We start from the raw sequence: 20,133 nt of genomic DNA, 5'->3' as shown, positions 1-20,133 counted from the left end.
GTCCTGTCCTATGGGTCCGCTGAACGCTCGGCGCTGCGAGGCCTCAACGAGAACGGCGACAATCGCCATGCCCTGCACGCAAAGTGCATTTCAGGGGAGGGACATGTCATGCAACAGCTCGTCTTTGCGGTAGGAACGATGCTGGCCGGGGTTCTCGGCTGCGCCGCCTACTTCTGGGGAACCAGCTTCATTCTCGATCTGATCTTCCCGTCGAAGGGGCGATCCGGTGTCGAAGCGTCGCGCAACCTGCGCATCACCAATGCCATCCGGCCATGGTTGTTTCTCGCCCCGGCGCTGTTTGCGTTGACGATCTACCTCATTTACCCCGTGGCCATGTCGGTCTGGTTCAGCCTGCATGACCGCGCCGGACAAAGCTTCGTCGGCGCCAGCAACTACGTCTGGATGCTGAACGACGGCGAGTTTCGCCAGTCGATCTTCAACAACTTCCTCTGGCTGCTGGTGGTGCCGGCACTCGCGACCTTCTTCGGGCTGGTCATCGCCGCTTTGACCGATCGTATCTGGTGGGGCAACATCGCCAAGACGCTGATCTTCATGCCGATGGCGATCTCCTTCGTCGGCGCTGCCGTCATCTGGAAATTCATCTACGATTATCGCGCCGAGGGCACCGAGCAGATCGGCCTCCTGAACGCGATCGTCGTCGCCTTCGGCGGCGACCCGCAGGCCTGGATCACGCTGCCCTTCTGGAACAACTTCTTCCTGATGGCCATTCTGGTCTGGATCCAGACCGGCTTTGCCATGGTCATCCTGTCGGCCGCGCTCCGCGGCATTCCGGAGGAGACGGTCGAGGCTGCCGTGATCGATGGCGCCAATGGCTGGCAGATCTTCTTCAAGATCATGGTGCCGCAGATATGGGGCACGATCGCCGTCGTCTGGACGACGATCACCATCCTGGTCCTCAAGGTGTTCGATATCGTTCTGGCGATGACCAATGGCCAGTGGCAGAGCCAGGTGCTCGCCAACCTGATGTTCGACTGGATGTTCCGTGGTGGCGGCGACTTCGGTCGCGGCGCGGCGATCGCCGTCGTCATCATGGTCCTCGTCATCCCGATCATGGTCTGGAACATCCGCAATGCGGCCAAAGAAATGAAGGGGCACTGAGATGAACCCGGCGACGCGCTCCCCTCTCACCTGGGCCGTACATCTGTCGGTTCTTCTCCTGGTCGCTCTCTGGACCTTGCCGACCGCGGGCCTGCTGATCTCGTCGTTGCGCGACAAGGATCAGCTCGCGGTCTCCGGCTGGTGGACGGCACTGTCGACCTCGACCCAGAATATTGTCGCCCGCGCACCTGGGGCCGATACCCAGGTCGAACGGGACGGCAAGTTCGTGATCTCCGGCGACGTGCTCGAAGGCACCGCCGCCGGCGAGGTTTCCGCCTTCGGCTTTTCGAGCCGCGAGCCGACGGCGTTCAAGGCCGGCGAAACCGCTGAACTCAACGACGGCGAGAAACTGACCGTACAGGCCGATGGCAGCTTCGAGATCGTCTCGGACACGAAGATGGAAGGCGCGCGCGGCCAGCGCATCTTCTTCACCGCTGCCGTTCCGCCGCGCTTCACCTTCGACAACTACGTCGAGGTTCTGAGCGCCGAAGGCATCGGCGCCTCCTTCATCAACTCGCTGACGGTCGCCATCCCGTCGACGGTCATCCCGATCCTGATTGCGGCCTTCGCTGCCTATGCGCTCGCCTGGATGCCGTTTCCGGGGCGCGCGATCCTGATCGCAGTCGTTGTCGGCCTGCTCGTCGTACCGCTGCAGATGTCGTTGATCCCGCTTTTGAAGCTCTATAACGGCGTCGGCGCCTTCTTCGGCGTGCCGGCCAAGACCTATGTCGGCATCTGGCTCGCCCATACCGGTTTCGGTCTGCCGCTGGCGATCTATCTCCTGCGCAACTACATGGCCGGCCTGCCGCGCGAGATCATGGAATCCGCGCGCGTCGACGGCGCCAGCGACTTCGACATCTTCGTCAAGATCATCCTGCCGCTGTCGTTCCCGGCACTGGCGTCCTTTGCGATCTTCCAGTTCCTGTGGACCTGGAACGACCTGCTGGTCGCCATCGTCTTCCTCGGCGCTGGCCAGGATGAGCTCGTCCTGACCGGGCGACTGGTCAATCTCTTGGGTTCACGCGGCGGCAACTGGGAAATCCTGACCGCCTCCGCCTTCATCACCATCGTCGTCCCCCTGATCGTGTTCTTCAGCCTGCAGCGCTATCTCGTGCGCGGCCTGCTGGCGGGATCGGTCAAGGGCGGTTGACCTCACACGGACTTCTGAACGGAATGAGCATGACTGAAATGAGCGAATCCATCCTGCAGGTTGACAAGGACTGGTGGCGCGGCGCGGTGATCTATCAGATCTATCCGCGCTCCTACCAGGACTCCAACGGTGACGGCATCGGCGATCTGAAGGGCATCACCGCCCGCCTGTCGCATGTCGCCTCGCTCGGCGCCGATGCGATCTGGATCTCGCCCTTCTTCACCTCGCCGATGAAGGATTTCGGCTACGACGTTTCGAACTATACCGACGTCGACGGGATCTTCGGCAGTCTCGCCGATTTCGATGCGCTGATCGCCGAGGCGCATCGGCTCGGAATCCGGGTGATGATCGACCTCGTCCTGTCGCACACTTCGGACCAGCATCCCTGGTTCGTCGAAAGCCGCGCCAGCCGGACGAACGCCAAGGCGGATTGGTATGTCTGGGCGGACTCCAAGCCGGACGGAACGCCGCCGAACAACTGGCTGTCGATCTTCGGCGGCTCGGCCTGGGCCTGGGATCCGACGCGCCTGCAATATTACCTGCACAACTTCCTGACCTCGCAGCCGGACCTCAACCTGCACAATCGTGAAGTGCAGGAGGCGCTTTTGGGCGTCGAACGTTTCTGGCTGGAGCGCGGCGTCGATGGCTTCCGCCTCGACACCATCAATTTCTATTTTCACGACAAGCAACTGCGCGACAATCCGGCGCTGGCGCCGGAGCGCCGCAACGCCCAGACTGCGCCGGCGGTCAATCCGTACAACTATCAGGAACATCTCTACGACAAGAACCAGCCGGAAAACCTGGCGTTCCTGAAGCGGTTCCGTGCCGTCATGGACGAGTTTCCGGCAATCGCGGCGGTCGGCGAAGTCGGCGACAGCCAGCGTGGTCTCGAGATCGCCGGCGAGTACACTTCCGGCGGCGACAAGATGCACATGTGCTACGCCTTTGAGTTCCTGGCGCCCGACGCTCTGACGCCGGCTGGTGTCGCCGAGGTGCTGCATAATTTCCAGAAGGCCGCGCCTGAAGGCTGGGCCTGCTGGGCGTTTTCCAACCACGACGTCGTGCGCCATGTCAGTCGCTGGGGCGATGGCGTTGCCGATCACGACGCGCATGCCAAGCTGCTCGCGAGCCTTTTGATGTCGCTGCGCGGCTCAGTCTGCATCTATCAGGGCGAGGAACTGGCACTCACCGAAGCCGAGCTTGCCTACGAGGATCTGAAGGATCCCTATGGCATTCAGTTCTGGCCGGACTTCAAGGGGCGCGACGGCTGCCGTACGCCGATGGTCTGGGACAGCGCTGCGGTCAATGGCGGCTTCGGCGATGCCAAGCCGTGGCTGCCGGTACCGGCCGAGCACCTGAAACGGGCCGTCTCCGCCCAGAAGGGCGATGAGGCCTCCGTTATGGAGCACTATCGCCGCTTCCTGCAGTTCCGCAGGGCGCACCCGGCCTTTGCCAAGGGCGAGATCGAGTTCCGCAGCACCGATGCTCCGGTTCTGGCCTTCGTGCGCAGCCACGGCAACGAAAAGCTTTTCTGCGCCTTCAACATGAGCGGTGTGGCTGCGGTTGCCGACCTGCCTAAGGAGCCGGTAGAAGCGCTCGAGGGTCACGGCTTTGCCGCCGAGATCAAGGACAACAAGGTCAATCTTCCGGCCTGGAGCGCATTTTTCGCGCGCCTGGTCTGAGACGTGCTATGGCGCGAGCGAAGAAGAGTGACAGGTAAAAAGAGACGAAGGGGAGGATGCGATGACAGGTCTGCTGCTTAAAGATATCCGCAAGTCCTATGGTGCGGTCGATGTCATTCACGGCATCAATCTCGACATCAAGCAAGGCGAGTTCGTCGTGTTTGTCGGTCCGTCCGGCTGCGGCAAGTCGACATTGCTGCGCATGATCGCGGGGCTGGAGGAGATCACCGGCGGCGACATGTTCATCGACGGCGAGCGCGTCAATGATGTGCCGCCTTCCAAGCGCGGCATTGCCATGGTGTTCCAGTCCTATGCGCTCTATCCGCATATGACCGTCTACGACAACATGGCCTTCGGCATGCGGATTGCCAAGGAGACGAAGGAGGAGATCGACCGGCGCGTGCGCGCGGCAGCCGATATCCTGCAGCTTACCAAATACCTCGATCGTCTGCCGAAGGCGCTTTCGGGCGGTCAACGCCAGCGCGTGGCGATCGGCCGGGCGATCTGCCGAGATCCCAAGGTCTTCCTGTTCGACGAGCCGCTGTCGAACCTCGACGCGGCGCTGCGCGTCGCCACCCGCATCGAAATCGCCAAGCTCAACGAGCAGATGGCCGACACCACGATGATCTATGTCACCCACGACCAGGTCGAGGCGATGACGCTTGCCGATCGTATCGTCGTGCTGTCGGCCGGCCATATCGAGCAGGTCGGCCCGCCGCTCGAGCTTTACGAGCGCCCGGCGAACCTGTTCGTCGCCCGCTTCATCGGCTCGCCGGCGATGAATGTCATTCCCGCGACGATCACCGCCACCGGGCCGCAGACGACGGTGAAGCTGGCCGGCGGCAAGTCGGTGACGCTCGATATCGCCACGAACGCGTCTGAGAACGGCAAGACGGCGAGCTTCGGCGTGCGTCCCGAAGATCTTCAGACGGCCACGGGCGAGGACTTCCTCTTCGAAGGCACGGTCTCGATTGTCGAGGCGCTTGGTGAAGTGACGCTGCTCTATATCGAAGGACTGGTCGAGAACGAGCCGATCATCGCCAAGATCCCGGGCATTCTGCCTGTTCATCGCGGCGAGAAAGTCCGCTTTACCGCCGACAAGACCAAGCTGCATCTGTTCGACGCCGACGGCAAGAGCTATCGCGCCTGACGAAGACAACCATCGTTTGCCCTCCCTATGAACCCGCCCGATTTTCGGGCGGGTTTTTCCATGCCAAGGCCCTCAATCTACCCTCTGTTAAATTTCTTCCTCTAGCCTGACGGGTAGGGGATATTAAGAGGCCTGTTGAATGACGACCGCGGCACCGGTGATGCAGCAACACTTCCTGAACAAGGAAGAATCTTTCATGTACGATCGCGAAACCACGTTCCCGATGGAGGACACGAGGAACGAGGCGCGCATCGAATACACGGAAAAAGGCGTGACGCAGCTGAGTTCCCGTCGCTGCGAGATCATCAAGCTGTCGAAAAGCGGCGCGGTCATCGGTATCCTGACCAAGTACCAGCTGCCGCAGAATTTCTACCTCGACATTCCAAGCGCCCGGATCCAGATGGTCGGCTGCCTGCTCAAGCGCGTGCACGCCGACAACTTCATCGAAGCACGCTTCCTGCGGCTTCTGACCGACCGCGATCTCAATCGCATCTTCGTCTACAGCACGCATCCGAACCACCGGAACCGCACGCTCGACATCTATCGCTGAACGGGAAAGGCATTTGCAAGCCTGCCCACTCGGCCGAAATGGCTGGCGGGCGATGCATCGTTGCACCAAATCGGCTGTTGCCACGCAAGGCTTGACTTGGAATGTGCCTCTTCTTCGGAAGGTGTGCCCGCTGCCGGCGCGAGTGGCCGGCAGAGATCGCCCGCGATGGAGGGCAGGACCCCGGCGGTGGCGCCGAGGCTTCGTTCAGTTGAACAGCACACTTGCACCATGGTCGGCCGAGCCGGCAATCGCGCGGAACGGCGCGAACAGCTCGCGCCCCATCCCGAACTCGTTGTCCGAGAGATCGGTATGGGCGGGAATGCGCGTCTTCAGCGCGATGTCCTCGACCAGCACTTCGATCGTGCCGGTGACGGCGTCGATGCGCACGATGTCGCCTTCCTGGATGCGTGCGATCGGCCCGCCGTCCTTGGCCTCGGGCGTCACGTGAATGGCGGCTGGAACCTTGCCCGAGGCGCCGGACATGCGGCCGTCGGTGAGGATTGCCACGCGCTGGCCGCGGTCCTGCAGGATGCCGAGCACGGTCGTCAGCTTGTGCAGTTCCGGCATGCCGTTCGCCTTCGGGCCCTGGAAGCGCACGACGGCGACGAAGTCTCCTTCGAGCTTGCCGGCCTTGAAGGCGGCATTCAGCTCGGCCTGGTCATGGAAGATCTTCGCCGGTGCTTCGATGACGTGGCGGTCCGGCTTGACGGCGGAGATCTTGATGACCGCCTTGCCGAGATTGCCAGTCAGCATCTTGAGGCCGCCCGAGTGCTGGAACGGGTGGTCTAACGTCGCAAGCACCTTCGGATCGGCGCTTTCGGCCGGCGTCGGCACGCGTTCGACGCCGCCATCGGCGCCGAGCCGAACGTCGATCTTGTAGGCGTCGAGACCCTGGCCGACGACGGTGCGCACATCGTCGTGCAGCAGGCCGCCCCGAAGCAACTGGCTGATCAGGAAGCCCATGCCGCCGGCGGCATGGAAGTGGTTCACGTCGGCAAGGCCGTTCGGATAGACGCGGGCCAGCAGCGGCACGATATCCGACAGCTCGGAAATGTCCTGCCACGTCAGCAGGATGCCAGCGGCGCGGGCCATGGCGACCAGATGCATGGTGTGATTGGTGGAGCCGCCCGTGGCATGCAGTCCGACGACGCCGTTGACGATCGAGCGCTCATCGATCATTTCGCCGGCCGGCGTGAACTCGTTGCCCATGGCGGTAATCGCCAGCGCCCGCTTCGTCGCCTCTTTCGTCAGCGCGTCGCGCAGCGGCGTGCCCGGATTGATGAAGGAGGCACCGGGCAGGTGGAAGCCCATGATCTCCATCAGCATCTGGTTGGAGTTGGCCGTGCCATAGAAGGTGCAGGTGCCGGGGCCGTGGTAGGACTTGGATTCGGCAGCGAGCAGCTCGTCGCGACCGACCTTGCCTTCCGCGAAGAGTTGGCGCACGCGCGCCTTCTCGTCGTTCGGCAGGCCCGTCGTCATCGGTCCTGCCGGCACGAAGACTGCAGGTAGGTGGCCGAAGGTCAGCGCGGCGATGACAAGGCCCGGCACGATCTTGTCGCAGACGCCGAGATAGACGGTCGAATCGAACATGTTGTGCGATAGGCCGACGCCGGCGGCCATGGCGATCAGATCGCGCGAAAACAGCGACAGTTCCATTCCCGGCTGACCCTGAGTGACGCCGTCGCACATGGCCGGCACGCCGCCGGCAACCTGGGCGACGCCGCCTGCCTCGTGCGCCGTTTCGCGGATCAGCGCCGGATAGGTCTCGAACGGCTGGTGCGCTGAAAGCATGTCGTTATAGGAGGTGATGATGCCGAGGTTGGGGACGCGATCACCGGCGAGCGCCACCTTCTCGGCGGGGGAACAGACGGCAAAGCCGTGAGCGAGATTGCCGCAGCCAAGGACGCTGCGATGCGGTCCGCTGGACGCGGCACGGCGCACCCGATCGAGATAACGCTCTCGGTGCGGTTTCGAGCGCTCGACGATGCGGGCGGTGATTGCGGCAATGCGGGAATCGGCGGACATGGCAAATCCTGTTCCGGAGTCTTGGGACTCCTCATCTTCATCCAGTCATCGGTCCGGAGCGTAACGTGCCTGGGAGAACGTGCAGGCCACGCCCCGGTATGAGCTCTTTCAACACTTTCGCATTCCGGTGGGGCGCCACCGGCTGAAAGTGTTCTGAACCGGCCGGCTATCCGGCCGTTATGGCGCCCAGTATATCTGCAGCGGCGAGGCTGCCCGGCGCAGCATGGTGCGGATCGGCATCTCGGCCTCGTCGCCGGGGCCTTCCGCCTTGGCAAGCACCACCTTCTTGCCGTCGCCTTCGATGTGCAGGACCAGCAGCCTGGCATCGTGGAGGCTGGAGAAGGTGAAGGTCAGCCGCGGTTCGCCGGCGCCTTCCGCTTCCATGGTGATCACGCCGCGCGGCGTCGTCGCGTCGATCGCTCTTGAAAGCTGTGTGCCGCCCGGGAAGAACGATGCGGTATGGCCATCCGTTCCCATGCCGAGTACGACGACGTCGAAGGGCGCACCGATCCGTGCCGTCTCCTTGCTCGCCAGCAAAGCTGCATCTTCTGCCGAAGCGGCGGCGTGGTAAAGCGGAAGGAAATGCGCTTTCGCTGCAGGGCCTCGCAGCAGGTTGGCCGCGACCAGGGCGTGGTTGGAGCGATCGCTTTCCGGCGGGACGAAACGTTCGTCCACCAGCGTGACCGTGACCTTGTCCCAGGCGATATCCTTCTTGGCGAGCGCCTGGAAGAATGCCTTGGGCGTGGAGCCGCCGGAAACGGCGATGCTCGCCGCACCGCGGGTGGCAATGCCGGCAGCAAGTGCTGCGCTGACTGCGTCGGCCAGACCCTCGGCCAGGGCGGAGCCATTGTCGAATGTGTGAAGCGTCGTGCTCATTGCCTTGCCTATATCGCGTCGTGCCAGGTGCGGCCGTCACGCTCGATGAGCGCGATCGATTGGCTCGGGCCCCAGGTGCCGGCGGTGTAGCCCTGAACCTGCTGCCCGGTCTCTTCCCAGGCTTTCAGGATCGGATCGATCCACTTCCACGCGGCCTCGACCTCGTCGCGGCGCACGAACAGCGTCTGGTTGTTGCGCACGACGTCGAAGAGCAGGCGCTCATAGGCATCGGCATTGCGCACGTCGAAGGCCTCGGCGAAGCTCATGTCCAGCGAAACATTGCGAAGGCGCATGCCGCCCGGGCCGGGGTCCTTGATCATCAGCGACTGCTTGACGCCTTCGTTCGGCTGCAGGCGGATGACGAGCTGGTTGGCCGAAATGCGACCGGCACTGTTGTCGAAGATCGAGTGCGGGATCTGCTTGAAGGTAATGACGATTTCTGACATGCGCCCGGCAAGCCGCTTGCCCGTGCGGATGTAGAACGGCACGCCGGCCCAGCGCCAGTTGCTGACCTCCGCCTTGATCGCGACGAAGGTCTCGGTGTTCGAAACGCCGCCTTCGAGTTCTTCCAGGTAACCCTTGACCGGGCCGCCGGCAGAGGCGCCTGCACGGTACTGGCCGCGCACCGTCACCTGCTCGACATTGGATGCGTTGACCGGCTTCAGCGCGCGCAGCACCTTGAGCTTTTCGTCGCGCACGGCTTCCGCGTCCATCGAGGTCGGCGCTTCCATCGCGACGAAGCAGACGAGCTGCAGGATGTGATTCTGCACCATGTCGCGCAACGCACCGGCCTTGTCGTAGTAGCCGGCGCGGTTCTCGAGGCCGACGGCTTCCGAAACGGTGATCTGCACGTGGTCGATATGCGCGGAGTTCCAAAGCGGCTCATAGAGCGCATTCGCGAAGCGCAGCGCCATCAGGTTCTGCACCGTCTCCTTGCCGAGATAGTGGTCGATGCGGAAGATCTGCTCTTCGCGGAAGACCTTGCCGATCGTGTCGTTGAGCTCGGTCGCCGAGGCCAGGTCGCGTCCGATCGGTTTTTCGACGACGATGCGGGTGGTCTTGGTGATCAGCTTGTGGTCGCGGATCTTCTCGGAAATATCGCCGAAGATCGCCGGCCCGACGGCGAGATAGAAGGCGCGGATGCGGTCCTTGCCCTCCTCGAGGATCTTCTTCAGCGCATCCCAGCCCTGGTCGGACTTGGCGTCGACGGAGACGTAGAAGAGGCGCGCCGTGAACTTCGCGACTTCCTCTTCGTTGTATTCGGCCGGCTTCAGGTGTTCCTTCAGCGCATCGGCGGCGAACTTGCGATACTCTTCATGCGTCAACGCGGCGCGCGAGGCGCCGATGATCCGGGTCGGCTCGGAAATCTGGCCTTCCATCTGGCGGTGATAGAGCGCTGGCAGCAGCTTGCGCTCCGCGAGATCGCCGGTGCCCCCGAACACGACATAGTCAAACGGTTCGACGGGAATGATCTGGCTGCTCATGGGATAATCTCGATCTTGTTCAGGTCAGGGACACATATAATCTAATCGATTTAAAGGCGCTAGGGTGCAATGCAATAAAATGCCCCTCAAAGCACTTCCTAGAGCCTGTCGCGCAAAGCGTACCAGCTGAGCGCCAGGAACAGAAGCGCCGAGCGGAAGCGTGTTCCGCCTGGAAAAGCCGGTATTTTCAAGGCTTTCAACAGGTCGAGTTCGGTCGGTTTGCCAAGCGCCAGGTCGGCGTAAAGCTTGCCGCAATAGTTGGAAAGCATGACGCCGTGGCCGGAATAGCCGCCGATCGAAGTGACGCCCGGCATGACCTCGCGACAGAAGGGCGTGCGCGGCATGGTGATGCCGACGGAGCCGCCCCAGGCATGGGTGATCGCGACGTTGCCGAGCTCCGGGTAGATCTCGCTGATCTGCCGGCGGATATGGGTGGAAATGTCGCGCGGATTGTCGGCGGTGTAGGCTTCGCGTCCGCCAAACAGCAGCCGTCCATCCCGCGATTTGCGAAAATAGCGCACGACAAAGCGCGAATCGTCGACCGATTCGCCGCCGGGCAGCACATTGGGGTAGGCGGAGAGAACCTCGGTCGCACCGATGAAGGAGCGGATGGGCATGACATGGCTGGCGCTCACCGGCTCGAGATTGCCGACATAGGCATTGCAGGCGACAAGCACCCGGTCGGCGGTGATCGTGCCGCGATCGGTGGTGATGACAACAGCCGTTCCCTTGCGCTCGATCTTCTGCGCCTTCGTCTGCTCGAACAGATTGGCGCCAGCGCGTGCGGCTTGCTTCGTCAGCCCGACCAGCAGTTTCATCGGATGGATATGACCGGTGCCGGTGTCGCGGATGCCGAAGTGGTAGCGGGACGATCCGACGCGACTTGCCGTCTCCTCCCGCTCCATGAACGAGAGATGCGGATAGCCGAAGCGGGTCGCCATCGCTTCGACGTGGTCGCGATAGTCTTTCTCCAGGCCTTTCTTGTGGCCGACCGAGAGCTGGCCCGGCATGAACTCGATGTCTATGCCGTGTTCGCCAGCAAAGTCGAGCACGTGCCTCTTGGCATTTTCGGCCATGTTGAAGAGCAGCTGCGCGCGCTCGTGGCCAAGCGTTTCCTCGGTTTCGTCGGCCCAGGCGCGCTGGCCGGTGCCGAATTGGCCGCCGTTGCGCCCGGACGCGCCATCGCCGAAGCGGCAGGCGTCGATGAGGGTGACATCGACGCCCTGGCCGGCAAGATTGTAGGCTGCCTGAAGTCCGGTATAGCCGCCGCCGATGATGGCGACATCCGCCTTCCTCGATCCCGGCATTTGCGGGTATTCGGGTCGATCCGGAACGGTTGCCTCATACCAGGAGAAACCGGGCGAGATCGGGCTTTGCCAGGGCATTGGACGGCCTTTCAGGTCAGACGTTCAGCAGCAGGAACTCGCGTTCCCAGGGACTGATGACCTGCATGAAGGTTTCGAACTCGCCGCGCTTCACCCCGGCATAGATGGCGATGAATTCGGGGCTCAGCACTTCGGCGAGCGACGGGGCGGATTCCAGCAGCGCGACCGCCTCGAGCAGCCCGCGCGGCAGATCGATTTCGCCTTCGTTGGCCGTATCTTCCGTCGGTGCCGTCGGATCGCGGCCTTCGATGATGCCGAGATAGCCGCAGGCAAGCGAGGCGGCGAGCGCCAGATAGGGGTTGGCGTCCGAACTCGGCAGCCGGTTCTCGATCCGGCGAGCGACGGGCTCGGAAACCGGGATGCGGAAGGCGGTCGTGCGGTTGTCGTAGCCCCAGGCCGTATTCACCGGCGCAGACATGTCCGGCGTCAACCGGCGGTAGGAGTTTACGTAAGGTGCCATCATCACCAGCGTGCGCGGCACATAATGCTGCATGCCGCCGATGAAGTTGAAGAACTCCTTGGAGGGAGAGCCGTCCGGATTGGAGAACAGATTGCGGCCGGTGTTGATCTCGACCACCGACTGGTGGATGTGCATGGCCGAACCCGGCTGCCCCTGCATCGGCTTGGCCATGAAGGTTGCGTAGATGCCGTGCTTCAGCGCCGCCTCGCGGATGGTGCGCTTGAACAGGAAGACCTGGTCGGCAAGCTCGATCGGATCGCCATGGCGCAGGTTGATTTCGAGCTGTGCCGGTCCTTCCTCGTGGATCAGCGTGTCGATCTCGAGACCCTGCTTTTCCGAGAAATGGTAGATGTCGTCGATCAGTTCGTCGAACTCGTTGATGCCGGCGATCGAATAGCCCTGGCCGCCGAGGATCGAGCGGCCGGAGCGGCCCTTCGGCGGATGCAGCGGATAGTCGGGGTCGTCGTTCGTGGCGACGAGGTAGAATTCGATCTCAGGTGCGACGACCGGCTTCCAACCCTTCTGACGATAGAGATCGACCACGCGCTTCAAGACGTTGCGCGGCGTGTAGCTGATCTGCTCGCCCTGCGAACCGACGATGTCGCAGATCACCTGCGCCGTCGGATCGCTCTCCCAGGGGACGACCGAAAGCGTCGAAAGGTCGGGAACGAGCTTGATGTCGCTGTCGCGCGAATCGTAGCGGAACTGCCCGGTTTCATCGGGATATTCGCCGGAGATCGTGTGACGGTAGATCGCCGAAGGCAGCGCCAACGAGGTGTTGGAGGTGAATTTGGAGGTCGGCATCATCTTGCCGCGCGGAACGCCGGCAAGGTCGGGGGTGATGCACTCGACGTCTTCGATACCGCGGATCTTCAGCCAGTCCGTTGCTTCCTTCCAGGTCTTGACGCCTCGGAGGGAATGCAGGGCAGCGGGTATTTTCGAGGTTTTGCTGATTTTCGTTGTTTGTTGGGCAGCACTTCTCTTGGAGGGCATAAATCACCGGTTTTGGCTTCGGATTGCGCATCATAACCGCAGATTGGCAATTGGCTAGAGCGTGACGATTGACTTTCGCCTCCGTGACCGGAATGGAATGCGCAAAGAACTCAAAGGTGTTTCGTGGCTGAGAAGAAGGATGTGGTGATCATTGGCGCCGGTGCCGCCGGCATGATGTGCGCCATCGAAGCCGGCAAGCGCGGCCGACGGGTGCTCGTCATCGACCATGCCAGGGCGCCGGGCGAAAAGATCCGCATCTCCGGTGGCGGCCGCTGCAACTTCACCAACATTCACGCGGGGCCGAAGAACTTTATCTCGGCCAACCCGCATTTCTGCAAATCGGCGCTGGCGCGCTACGGCGCGCGCGATTTCCTGGCATTGGTCGAAAAACACGGCATCGCCTGGCACGAAAAGACGCTCGGGCAATTGTTCTGCGATCATTCGGCCAAGGACATCATCCGGATGTTGCTGTCCGAGATGCGCGAGGTCGGTGCAGAGCTTCGGCTGGAGACGACGGTCGAGAGTGTCGAGCGTCATGGCGCCGGCTTCCGGGTGATGACCGACGACGGACCGGTCGATGCTCAGTCGCTGGTTGTTGCCAGCGGCGGCAAGTCCATTCCGAAAATGGGCGCGACAGGGCTTGCCTATAGGATCGCAGAGCAGTTCGGATTGGCGCTTGTCGAAGCCCGTCCGGGCCTTGTGCCTCTGACGCTCGATCCGGCGCAGCTTGAGACGATCGGCGAATTGGCCGGCGTCGCCGCCGACGCCGAGGCGCGTTCCGGCAAGACGGCGTTCCGCGAGGCGGTGCTGATCACCCATCGGGGCTTAAGCGGCCCGGCGATCCTGCAGATCTCGTCCTATTGGCGCGAGGGGCAGGATATCGTCTTGAGGCTGATGCCCGATATCGACATCTCCTCGATCCTCAAGGGCTTGCGCCGCACCAACGGCAAGCAGGCCGTGCAGACGGCGCTCGGCGATATTCTGCCGCGCCGGCTGGCGCAGTTCTTTGCCGACGGCGCCAAGCTCACGGGCAGGCAACTCGCCGACCTCTCGGACAAGGCCATCGATGCGCTGTCGACCTCGATCCAGGCCTGGACGATCAAGCCGGCCGGTTCCGAAGGCTACCGCACCGCCGAGGTGACGCTCGGCGGCGTCGACACCAACGGCCTCGATTCAAAGACGATGCAGGCGAAGACTGTTCCCGGCCTCTATTTCGTCGGCGAATGCGTCGATGTGACCGGCTGGCTCGGCGGCTACAATTTCCAATGGGCCTGGGCATCGGGCTTTGCGGCCGGCCAGGACGTCTGATCCCGGTTTTGTGGCGCTTGGCTTCAGCCATTGTTAACGGATATGTCCGAACCTCATCTGATGTCGGCACAGCCGGCGGTTGGCGAGATAAGAACTGTTCCGCAAACGGAAATAACACTGTTTCCATTTTTAGGGCTTTTCTCTGCCACGGCATGGCTGCAATATGAACTCGACTGGCAAGCCGGTTCATCCGGGCCGATCGTTGCCGGTCAGTGAGAAGGACAGGATGCCATGAACCAGCCACGCCGTCGTCCCCGCGCCATCGCGATCGCTCGCACCGACGAGAGCCGCGCCCAGAGAATGGCGTTGACCCGCATTGCTCTGATCGCATTCTTTGCCGTTGCTGCCCTCGCAACGCTTCCGGCCTACTGGCTCTGATGCTGCCCGCCGGCCGCTTTCGGCCGGACCTCGATCCCGTCGTTAGCGCGCGAGCGCCTTCGGAAATACGTCGGCGAGTGCTCGGCGCTTATACAATTTTTAATCGTTCAAAATGAATATTGCGACGAAGTGAGTTCCGTCAGGACTTCGCTACCGGGGAGGTGGCGCGGTCCCGCAATGATTGCTGACGGACTGGCGGTGTTGCGCCGCATGATTTTCCGAAAAACATCAGCCTGTTTGCGCATCGGGTGGCTCTCGATCGTTTCGTCCTTTCTGCCGTTGCGCGGAAGGTGAAACATGCTTCGAGCCGCCGGGGGAGGCGAATGCGAGCTGCGAGCCAAGGTGTTTTCCATGTTCATTGACAGAATTCTTGCCCGCTTCAAGATCCAGACGAAGGTGCTGTTTTTCATTCTGCCCTTCGTCGTCAGCATCTGTGCCGTCGGCATTACCGGCCTTTACGCGTCCGGCCTGCTGCAGGGCCGGATGGAGATTTCAAACAGCGTCCTGCAGACGCTGAGCGGCTTCAAGGACGTCTATGCGGGGATGAACAACTTCCTGCACTCGACCACTGAGGAAACCCGCGACGCCTTGCAGGGCAAGATTTCCGCACAGAAGGAGATCCTGGCAGAGACCGCTGCGCAGGTGGCCGGCCAGAGCGGCCAGGGCGAGCTGACGGCTGCGATCGCCGCAACCAACGACATCGAAGCCCGCATCGACGGGCTCTGGCAGCTGCATGTCGGCGAGCAGGAAATGCGCGCCACGATGACGGCGAACCTCGATGCGCTGCTGGTGGAGCGCGCCAAGATCAATGACGAGTCGAACCGGCTGCAATATGCCGTGCGCAAGAACGAGAACGCCGCCAAGACCATGCTGCGCGAAGCCGAAAAGCTGATGCGCGCCAGCCGCTTCTTCAACGAGTTCGGCACGGAGGTCAGCAAGGCGACGACGATCGACGAGAAGCTCAAGGCCGTCAAGGAACGGTTCCCGATGATCGGCCGCACCGAGCGTGACATCTTCCGTCTGCTGCCGAAGGACGAGAAGTCGCTGACCGAGACCATCACCTCCGCATCGAGCGAGGTCGGCGCGCTTTTGAAGGCGCCTGCCGGTCCTGAGACGCTTGCCGGCATCTCGAAACATGTCGACCGTTTCCGCACCGCAAGTTTCCGTCTGGAAGCGGCCTCGGTCGGCAAGATGCGAGATGCCACGCGGATCTTCGCCGAGCTCGATCAGCTTATCGTCAGCACCGAATCCGTTCTGACGGCGACGCGCCGGCTTTCAACCTCGATCACCGATATCCAGATCTCCGCCGCGACTTTCATGGGAGCGACCACGGAAGGCAATCGCCAGAAGCTGCTCGATAAGTTCCTCGCGGTTCAGCAGAACATGGCAACGCTGCGCGGTGTTGCAAGCGAAGGCGCATCCTTCGATGCGATCGCCGACACGCTGATGCCGATCATCACCGTGATGAAGAAGGATGCGGCGTCGCTGGTCGAAATCACCGTGAAACGGACCGCCGATTTCGATGCCGCCGGCCAGTCGATCAACCAGATCTGGAGCGATCTGACCGGTTTTGCCGAGCAGCAGAAGGTTGCCGCCGGCACCGAGCGCCAGGAAGCAAACCAGATCTCCGTGGCCGCGACCGTTGCAGGCGTCGTCATCGCCTTGCTTGCCGGCATCGCGCTCACGCTGACGCTGAAGAAGCCGATCGGCCAGATCACCGCCGCCATGCGTCGCCTGGCAGACGGCCGCCTCGATACCTCCATCGACGGCGACGCCCGTCAGGACGAGATCGGCGACATGGCTCGCGCCCTTGGCGTCTTCAAGGAAAACGCCCTCTCCAAGGTGCGCATCGAGACCGAAAGCGAAGAACAGCGTGCCCGCGCCGAGCTCGAACGGACCCGCAACGATGCGGAAAAACAGGAGCTCGATCGTCAGATCGACCTTGCGGTCAGCGAACTTGCCGCCGGCCTCGGCCGCTTGGCACAGGGCGACCTGTCGCGCCAGATCGACATTCCGTTCCATGGCCGCCTCGAACAGCTGCGCATGGACTTCAACGGCTCGCTGATCCGCCTGCAGGACACGTTGGCGCAGATCCGCGCCAATGCGCAGGCGATCCAGCAGAGTGGTTCGGACATGCACCATGCGGCGGATTCACTATCGAAGCGCACGGAAGCCCAGGCAGCCTCGCTCGAGGAGACGGCTGCGGCGGTCGACCAGATCACCGTGACCGTCCGTTCTTCGGCGGAGCGTGCGAACGAGGCCAATGTCGCCGTGACGCAAACCAAGAAGAGCGCCGACAGCTCGGCAACGGTCGTCACCAACGCGATCGCCGCCATGGGCCGCATCGAAGAGGCATCACGCCAGATCGAGCAGATCATCGAAGTGATCGACGACATCGCCTTCCAGACCAACCTGCTGGCACTCAACGCCGGCATCGAAGCAGCGCGTGCCGGCGAAGCCGGCAAGGGCTTCGCGGTGGTGGCACAGGAAGTGCGCGAACTGGCGCAGCGCTCGGCCGAGGCCGCCCGTGAGATCAAGGGCCTCATCAACAAGTCGACCGACGAGGTCAATTCCGGTTCGCACCTGGTCAAGGAGACCGGCGCGGTGCTCGCCTCGATCAGCGCCCAGATCGTCACCGTCAGCCAGCATGTCGAAATGATCGCGACGGCCAGCCGCGACCAGGCGGTGGCGCTCAACGAAGTCAACGGATCGGTCAACCAGATGGATCAGATGACCCAGCAGAACGCCTCGATGGTTGAAGAGGCAACGGCCACGAGCCTGGCGCTGTCCAACCAGGCCGATACGCTGATGATGCTGGTCGAGCAGTTCCGGCTGGAACCGGAAGCGTCCGATATCCACGCTTACCGCGCGGCCTGATTGGCCAGCACCACGACGGTTTCGTCCCTGTACTGCATAATTCCTTAAATCGGAATCGATTTAAGGAGAAAATTATGCAGCAAGTTTAGGGTGTTACAGCGTCCTTAGCGCGTCATATTTGACGCGCGGCGCTGTAGCACAGCGCCGCGCGATCGACCGGTTGCGCGGCGCATCTTGTTTGTGCGGGCTGCTCGACGGTTTTCAGCTTTCTGCGTGCCGCAAGTGCTGCAATGCAGCGGCGAAACGTCCGCCGCAAAAGTCCCGGCGGCTTGGGGTCGAAGTGTTCGTCCCAGCGGCGGCTCTTCATTGCCATATCGGCCATATAGGCCATTGCCATCATGTCCATGGTGATGCTCCTCATTCGGTGGCATCTCCTCTTCTATGCAGCAAAAGCTGTTTTACATACACAAGATATCGGCCTATGTTTTTCATCGATGAAAGACATGGATTGGGATATCTACCGTTGCTTCATGAGCGTGGCGCGCACGGGCGGCCTGACCGGCGCCGCACAGGCACTGGGCTCAAGTCCGGCCACCGTCGGACGACGGATGCTCGAGCTCGAGGAGCGAACCGGACGCGTGCTGTTCCTGCGCAGCCAAACCGGCTACCAGCTTACCGGCGACGGCGAGCTTCTTTTCGAGCAGCTTCAGGAGATGGAAGCGGCAGCGCGCCGGGTCGAGAGCTGGCGGCGCGAGGGCGAGGGCGCGACCGTCCGCATCACCGTCGGAACCTGGATCGCCTGGCTGCTCGCGGAGAACTTTCCCGCACTTTGCACCGAAAGGGACGGCTTCAGCCTGGCGATCACCATCGGCGAGACGCGCGCCAGCCTCGCCTATCGCGAGACGGATATCGGCATCCGCGCCTTCGAGCCCGAGGAAAGCTATCTGGCAGCCAGTCCGGTCGGCGACGTCGCCTATGCCGCCTATCGCCAGAAAAACGCACCACCGGCCGCCAACGGGCGGTGGGTGGCGGTCGGCGAGGAAGAGGCGATCTCGGCCTATCTGCGTTGGCCGCATGAGCAGGTAGAGGGGCGGATCGTCGCCACGGTCACGCGGCCGCGCTCGCTCTTGGATCTCGCCCGGGCCGGTGCCGGTTGCGCGGTGCTCCCGTGTTTCGTCGGCGACCTCGATCCGATGCTGGAACGAGCGGGTGACGAGCTCCCGGCGCTCAGGCACCGACAATGGATCGTGATGAACAATGAGGACAGGCACCGAAGGGAGATCCGCTCGGTGGTCGACCGCATGACGAAGCTGCTGCGCAGCCACGCGGATATCTTTGCCGGCAAGCGGCCTCGGCGGGGCTAAGGCAATCCCCGCAAAAGTGCGTAGCCGGTCCGCGACCGAAATGCACACATCAACCTGCTGCAGCGATCCTGTGCCTCCAAGTTGGACGCCCGGTGCCGCAAGGTTCAGCGCAGCAGCAGCTTGACGAGGCCAGCCTGCGAATTGACCCGGGTTTTGCTATAAATGCTCTTGAGCTGCGTGCGGATCGTCTCGTAGCTCACGCCGTTGGCGCTGGACATCTCCTTCAGCGTCAGGCCCGCAGCAATGCCGGAAGCGATACGGATTTCTGCCGGGGTCAGGCCGTAACTCTCCTTCAGATGGTTTAGATGCTGTTCGCCCACCACAGACGTGGCGGGCTCGATCAGCACGGCCACCGTTGGTCCATCGAGGAGTTCCGTGAAGATGCTGGAGCTTCGTCTGACGAGCGTAATGCGAAAGGCGCTGTCCTCGGCGGTCCTTACAATACGGACTTGAGGTTGCGTCGGGCTGCCAGGCGGCAAGGCCAGAAGCTGCAGCGTCGCATTCGTCCCCGGTTCATCCATGAACAAGCGCCCGTTGACGCTAATGCGGAATGGCGAGCCATTCGCCGTCATCCGCTGCGCGCATTCGTTCATGGAGCGGATGCGAAGATTGTCGCCGACATAGACGAGGCCGACGCCGATCGTGTCGAGCAAGGTCGGGCCTTCGTGTTGTTCGACCGTCGTCAGGTCGCGCCGGCGTAGAAAATCGAAGGCGCGCCTGAGATGGGGCGCCAGTTGGGTATATTGATCGGCGGCATGCTGATTGAGTTCCTCGTCCGTCGACGAGGTGCAGGTGGATACGAGCAAGGTTCGCGTCGCACTGCGCACGATGGTCACGCCGACGGTGGTCTCGCACCCGGTCCGGCGCTTCAGCCAGTCGTTGTAGAATTCCGACTTGACCAGATCCTTGCGCGCAACGATGTGCTCGCCGGCAAGGCCGTGCCCCACCGGCACGAGCACCGACTTCGGTATCCAGGGATTGATGGCCGCGAAGTGATTGTTGAACTGATCGATGTCTTCGGCAGCGAAGCCGGACACATAGGGCACGTAGGTCGTGGGGGAGGAGAGATCGTGGTAGTGAAGGGCGGAGCGCCCGTTGGGCATCGTCGTCGTCAGCCGATCCAAAAAGTCCTGCCAGCCGCAGTCGCCGAAGGCGGCGCCGTAGATCAGCTCTGTCAGTTCGGCCGTATCGGCAGCTTTCGTCGATCGATACATGCGTGCCTCTACCTGAGATAGATTTGGCTAATATAACCGGCTGCCGCTGATTCAATCAACTTGAAATAGCAGGATGACGGCGGTCGTTTGTATACGATCCTCCCCAGCCAACGCAGCATGGCCGGCACTATGGCCGGCCATGCTGGACTTACTCACCGCGGCTCTCCCTCGCGGCTTT

At 62.4% G+C, this 20,133-nt stretch carries 16 protein-coding genes; 9 read left to right on the top strand and 7 right to left on the bottom strand.

Annotated features, from left to right (window positions below; all coding sequences use genetic code 11):
* Positions 1–108 precede the first annotated feature (108 nt).
* From BC360_RS13790 to BC360_RS13770, 5 genes are all read left to right on the top strand, one after another.
* Positions 109–1,119: a carbohydrate ABC transporter permease gene (locus tag BC360_RS13790; RefSeq protein WP_065782999.1), complete on the top strand. Its 1,011-nt coding sequence runs from the start codon at positions 109–111 to the stop codon at positions 1,117–1,119.
* Between the two features lies 1 nt (position 1,120).
* Complete coding sequence (locus tag BC360_RS13785; RefSeq protein ID WP_065782997.1) at positions 1,121–2,269, top strand: carbohydrate ABC transporter permease; 1,149 nt, start codon at positions 1,121–1,123, stop codon at positions 2,267–2,269.
* Between the two features lie 29 nt (positions 2,270–2,298).
* A complete protein-coding gene (locus BC360_RS13780) occupies positions 2,299–3,951 on the top strand; it encodes an alpha-glucosidase family protein (protein WP_065795608.1) in 1,653 nt (550 codons plus the stop codon).
* Positions 3,952–4,012: 61 nt separating this feature from the next.
* A complete protein-coding gene (locus tag BC360_RS13775) occupies positions 4,013–5,101 on the top strand; it encodes an ABC transporter ATP-binding protein (RefSeq protein WP_065782995.1) in 1,089 nt (362 codons plus the stop codon).
* Positions 5,102–5,240: 139 nt separating this feature from the next.
* A complete protein-coding gene (locus tag BC360_RS13770; RefSeq protein ID WP_065782993.1) occupies positions 5,241–5,651 on the top strand; it encodes a hypothetical protein in 411 nt (136 codons plus the stop codon).
* 204 nt (positions 5,652–5,855) lie between these two features.
* Here BC360_RS13770 and edd read toward each other — a convergent pair whose 3' ends face one another.
* From edd to BC360_RS13745, 5 genes are all read right to left on the bottom strand, one after another.
* Positions 5,856–7,676, bottom strand: a complete 1,821-nt coding sequence (gene edd / locus BC360_RS13765; RefSeq protein ID WP_065782991.1) for a phosphogluconate dehydratase — start codon at positions 7,674–7,676, stop codon at positions 5,856–5,858.
* A gap of 177 nt (positions 7,677–7,853) precedes the next feature.
* The gene (pgl, locus tag BC360_RS13760) at positions 7,854–8,552 is read right to left on the bottom strand and encodes a 6-phosphogluconolactonase (protein WP_065795531.1); all 699 of its coding nucleotides are present in this window, start codon (positions 8,550–8,552) and stop codon (positions 7,854–7,856) included.
* Positions 8,553–8,560: 8 nt separating this feature from the next.
* Positions 8,561–10,036 carry a glucose-6-phosphate dehydrogenase gene (zwf, locus tag BC360_RS13755; protein ID WP_065782985.1) on the bottom strand — a complete coding sequence of 492 codons (1,476 nt, stop codon included), beginning with the start codon at positions 10,034–10,036 and terminating at the stop codon, positions 8,561–8,563.
* A 98-nt stretch (positions 10,037–10,134) separates the two neighbouring features.
* Complete coding sequence (locus BC360_RS13750; protein ID WP_065795530.1) at positions 10,135–11,421, bottom strand: NAD(P)/FAD-dependent oxidoreductase; 1,287 nt, start codon at positions 11,419–11,421, stop codon at positions 10,135–10,137.
* A gap of 16 nt (positions 11,422–11,437) precedes the next feature.
* Positions 11,438–12,874 (bottom strand): glutamine synthetase family protein, encoded by a 1,437-nt coding sequence (locus BC360_RS13745; RefSeq protein WP_065795529.1) that lies wholly within the window; start codon positions 12,872–12,874, stop codon positions 11,438–11,440.
* A 123-nt stretch (positions 12,875–12,997) separates the two neighbouring features.
* On the opposite strand from BC360_RS13745, the gene BC360_RS13740 reads away from it, so the two are divergent.
* From BC360_RS13740 to BC360_RS13730, 3 genes are all read left to right on the top strand, one after another.
* Complete coding sequence (locus BC360_RS13740) at positions 12,998–14,182, top strand: NAD(P)/FAD-dependent oxidoreductase (protein WP_065795528.1); 1,185 nt, start codon at positions 12,998–13,000, stop codon at positions 14,180–14,182.
* A 231-nt stretch (positions 14,183–14,413) separates the two neighbouring features.
* Positions 14,414–14,560, top strand: coding sequence for a hypothetical protein (locus BC360_RS32380; protein ID WP_167590831.1), 147 nt, complete (start codon positions 14,414–14,416; stop codon positions 14,558–14,560).
* Between the two features lie 351 nt (positions 14,561–14,911).
* The gene (locus BC360_RS13730) at positions 14,912–17,437 is read left to right on the top strand and encodes a methyl-accepting chemotaxis protein (RefSeq protein ID WP_065795607.1); all 2,526 of its coding nucleotides are present in this window, start codon (positions 14,912–14,914) and stop codon (positions 17,435–17,437) included.
* 112 nt (positions 17,438–17,549) lie between these two features.
* Here BC360_RS13730 and BC360_RS13725 read toward each other — a convergent pair whose 3' ends face one another.
* Complete coding sequence (locus BC360_RS13725) at positions 17,550–17,783, bottom strand: hypothetical protein (RefSeq protein ID WP_065782977.1); 234 nt, start codon at positions 17,781–17,783, stop codon at positions 17,550–17,552.
* Between the two features lie 88 nt (positions 17,784–17,871).
* On the opposite strand from BC360_RS13725, the gene BC360_RS13720 reads away from it, so the two are divergent.
* Complete coding sequence (locus tag BC360_RS13720; protein WP_065783050.1) at positions 17,872–18,741, top strand: LysR family transcriptional regulator; 870 nt, start codon at positions 17,872–17,874, stop codon at positions 18,739–18,741.
* A gap of 104 nt (positions 18,742–18,845) precedes the next feature.
* Here the strand turns inward: BC360_RS13720 and BC360_RS13715 are convergent, their stop codons facing one another.
* Positions 18,846–19,955, bottom strand: a complete 1,110-nt coding sequence (locus BC360_RS13715; RefSeq protein ID WP_065795526.1) for a helix-turn-helix transcriptional regulator — start codon at positions 19,953–19,955, stop codon at positions 18,846–18,848.
* Between the last annotated feature and the right edge of the window lie 178 nt (positions 19,956–20,133).

Origin of the sequence: Ensifer sp. LC163 (genome assembly GCF_001695855.1) — a bacterium.
In the GTDB taxonomy this organism is placed as follows: domain Bacteria; phylum Pseudomonadota; class Alphaproteobacteria; order Rhizobiales; family Rhizobiaceae; genus Ensifer.
Note: the sequence above shows the minus strand (reverse complement) of the source record. Positions and strands in the feature narration are given on the sequence as shown.

Bases quoted from the DNA above. Each gene is read 5' to 3' on its own strand.
- BC360_RS13790 (WP_065782999.1), top strand. From the start codon at position 109: ATGCAACAGCTCGTCTTTGCGGTAGGAACGATGCTGGCCGGGGTTCTC.
- BC360_RS13785 (WP_065782997.1), top strand. From the start codon at position 1,121: ATGAACCCGGCGACGCGCTCCCCTCTCACCTGGGCCGTACATCTGTCG.
- BC360_RS13780 (WP_065795608.1), top strand. From the start codon at position 2,299: ATGACTGAAATGAGCGAATCCATCCTGCAGGTTGACAAGGACTGGTGG.
- BC360_RS13775 (WP_065782995.1), top strand. From the start codon at position 4,013: ATGACAGGTCTGCTGCTTAAAGATATCCGCAAGTCCTATGGTGCGGTC.
- BC360_RS13770 (WP_065782993.1), top strand. From the start codon at position 5,241: ATGACGACCGCGGCACCGGTGATGCAGCAACACTTCCTGAACAAGGAA.
- edd (WP_065782991.1), bottom strand. From the start codon at position 7,676: ATGTCCGCCGATTCCCGCATTGCCGCAATCACCGCCCGCATCGTCGAG.
- pgl (WP_065795531.1), bottom strand. From the start codon at position 8,552: ATGAGCACGACGCTTCACACATTCGACAATGGCTCCGCCCTGGCCGAG.
- zwf (WP_065782985.1), bottom strand. From the start codon at position 10,036: ATGAGCAGCCAGATCATTCCCGTCGAACCGTTTGACTATGTCGTGTTC.
- BC360_RS13750 (WP_065795530.1), bottom strand. From the start codon at position 11,421: ATGCCCTGGCAAAGCCCGATCTCGCCCGGTTTCTCCTGGTATGAGGCA.
- BC360_RS13745 (WP_065795529.1), bottom strand. From the start codon at position 12,874: ATGCCCTCCAAGAGAAGTGCTGCCCAACAAACAACGAAAATCAGCAAA.
- BC360_RS32380 (WP_167590831.1), top strand. From the start codon at position 14,414: ATGAACCAGCCACGCCGTCGTCCCCGCGCCATCGCGATCGCTCGCACC.
- BC360_RS13730 (WP_065795607.1), top strand. From the start codon at position 14,912: ATGTTCATTGACAGAATTCTTGCCCGCTTCAAGATCCAGACGAAGGTG.
- BC360_RS13725 (WP_065782977.1), bottom strand. From the start codon at position 17,783: ATGGACATGATGGCAATGGCCTATATGGCCGATATGGCAATGAAGAGC.
- BC360_RS13720 (WP_065783050.1), top strand. From the start codon at position 17,872: ATGAAAGACATGGATTGGGATATCTACCGTTGCTTCATGAGCGTGGCG.
- BC360_RS13715 (WP_065795526.1), bottom strand. From the start codon at position 19,955: ATGTATCGATCGACGAAAGCTGCCGATACGGCCGAACTGACAGAGCTG.